Here is a 2,045-nt window from a genome sequence, read left to right on the forward strand (position 1 = left end):
GGTGGCCAGCCACACGTCCTGCGGCCCCGAACTCACCAGGCACTGCCCGCTGGCCGCGAAACCCGCCTCGCCCGTCTGGGCCGCGGGCATGCCGGCGCTCGGCAGCACCTTCCAGGAGCGGCCGCCGTCGCGGGTCGACAGGATGCGGAACCTGCCGTCCACCGGGTCGCTCATGGCCAGGCCGTGGCGGCTGTCGAAGAAGGTGATGCAGTCGTAGAAAGCCCTGGCGTCGGTGTTGCGGAACGACTCGGTCCAGGTCGCCCCGCCGTCCTCGGTCCGGAAGACCCGGGACGCCTCGCCCTCGCCGATGGCCAGCACCACGGCACGCCTGCCGTCGAAGGCCTCGATGTCGCGGAACTCCAACTCGGCCGCGCCGGGCGGCGATACGTTCCGCCAGTTCTTGCCGCCGTCGGCGGTGCGCAGCACGGTGCCCTTGGACCCGGCCAGCCAGGCGGTGTTGCGGCTGACGGCGGAGAGCCCGCGGAAGCGGACGTCCGTGCCGCTGTCCTTCAGCTCCCAGTGCGGTGCCTTCCCGCCACCGGAGCCGCCGCCCGACCTGTTGCCCGCTGCCTGACCCGCCACCTGGCCCGATCCCTGGTCCGGTCCGTGTGCCTGCGCGGGTGCCGTGAGCGTGGCGGCGAGCGCGAGTCCGCACACCCCCGCGGTCACCAGTCGCTTCGTGGATCCCGTACGCCCTGTGGATCTCGTATGTCTCGTGCGTCGCGTCTTCCCCAAGCCCCTCATGGCGGGCGAAGCTAGCCCACTCCCCCAGTGGCGTCCAGATGCCCCGGAAGGCATCGGCGGTCACTTGAGGAATCTTTGATCACTTCCGTGATTGAAGGCGGTGACGGAGGTCACTCGAATTTCATGCACTTTGGTGAGCACGGATTGGCCGCTTCGAGCGTCTCTACAAGTGCCCGGCTCATCCGTCCACCGTTCGTCCAGCCGTCACAAGGGAGCAAGGCGTTGTCCACCGTCATCGAGCAGCCCGTAGAGGCCCGTCTCGTCGCCGCGGCTCCGCGGATGCCGAGCATTCCCGCAACCCTCCGCTACGACCCGCACGACCCCTTCGCCGTCCGCATGTCCTTCCCGGCCCCGGCCACGCTCGAAGGTGTGGACGTGATCTGGACCTTCGCCCGCGAGCTGCTCGCCTCGGGCCTGGAGGAGCCGGTGGGACGCGGCGACGTCCGCGTGCGGCCGTACGGGTACGACCGCATCGTCCTGGAGTTCCACGCCCCCGAGGGCACCGCCGTGGTCCACGTCCGCACGGGCGAGCTGCGGCGCTTCCTGGAGAGCACTACCCAGGTCGTGCCCTTCGGTCTGGAGCATCTGCACCAGGACCTGGACCAGCAGCTGGCCGAGCTCCTGCGGGACGCCTGCTGACCCTTTCCGGAAAGGGTCAGCGCCCCTTCCCCAGCAGGGTGTTGAGCTCTCCGTAGTCGAGTCCGCCGGCCAGCGACTCGTACGTTCCCGTGCCCAGCAGCTCCCGCGCGGCACGGCGGACCAGTGCGTGTGCGGCCTGCGCGATGCCCGAGCCGACGCTGATCCGGGCGACGCCGAGTGAGGACAGCTCGGCGACGGACGGGGCGCCGGGACCGGCCATCACGTTGAGCGGGCCGTCCACACCCTCGGCCAGGCCCTTGACGGTGGCCGGGTCGACGGGACCGGGCACGAAGATTCCGTCGGCCCCTGCGGCGAGGAAGGCGGCGGCGCGCTCCAGAGTGGCGGCAAGGTCTCCGGCTCCGCGCAGATACGTGTCGATGCGGGCGTTGACGAACAGCGGCACCCCGGCCGAGTCGGCGGCCTCCCGGGCGGCCGCAATCCTCTCGGCCTGCTCGGCGACCGCCCGCAGGGGCTCACCACCCCTGCCCGCCTGCTCCGGCCCGTACAGGGCGTCTTCGATGTTCACGCCCACCGCGCCGGCCGCCAGTACCGCGCGGACCGTGTCGCCGACGCCCTTGGCGTCCTCGGCGTAGCCGGTCTCGATGTCGGCGCTGACCGGCACCCGGACGGCGGCCGCGATGCGCCGGACGGCTTCGAGCGCG

Annotated in this window: 3 protein-coding genes; 1 reads left to right on the plus strand and 2 read right to left on the minus strand. The window is 71.6% G+C overall.

The features are described from left to right. Nucleotides 1-669 (minus strand): WD40/YVTN/BNR-like repeat-containing protein (locus O3Q52_RS52365; RefSeq protein WP_369124186.1); only part of this gene is annotated, 669 nt, incomplete at its 3' end. A 297-nt stretch (nucleotides 670-966) separates the two neighbouring features. On the opposite strand from O3Q52_RS52365, the gene O3Q52_RS52370 reads away from it, so the two are divergent. Further along, on the plus strand, nucleotides 967-1,383 hold the full coding sequence (locus tag O3Q52_RS52370; RefSeq protein WP_055614704.1) for an SsgA family sporulation/cell division regulator: 417 nt from the start codon (nucleotides 967-969) through the stop codon (nucleotides 1,381-1,383). Between the two features lie 16 nt (nucleotides 1,384-1,399). On the opposite strand, the gene O3Q52_RS52375 is transcribed toward O3Q52_RS52370, so the two are convergent. Beyond that, nucleotides 1,400-2,045, minus strand: a 646-nt coding sequence (locus tag O3Q52_RS52375) for an isocitrate lyase/phosphoenolpyruvate mutase family protein (protein WP_269655436.1), incomplete at its 5' end; no start/stop codon positions are given.

It is taken from the genome of Streptomyces sp. ActVer (assembly GCF_027270795.1).
GTDB lineage: Bacteria > Actinomycetota > Actinomycetes > Streptomycetales > Streptomycetaceae > Streptomyces > Streptomyces umbrinus_A.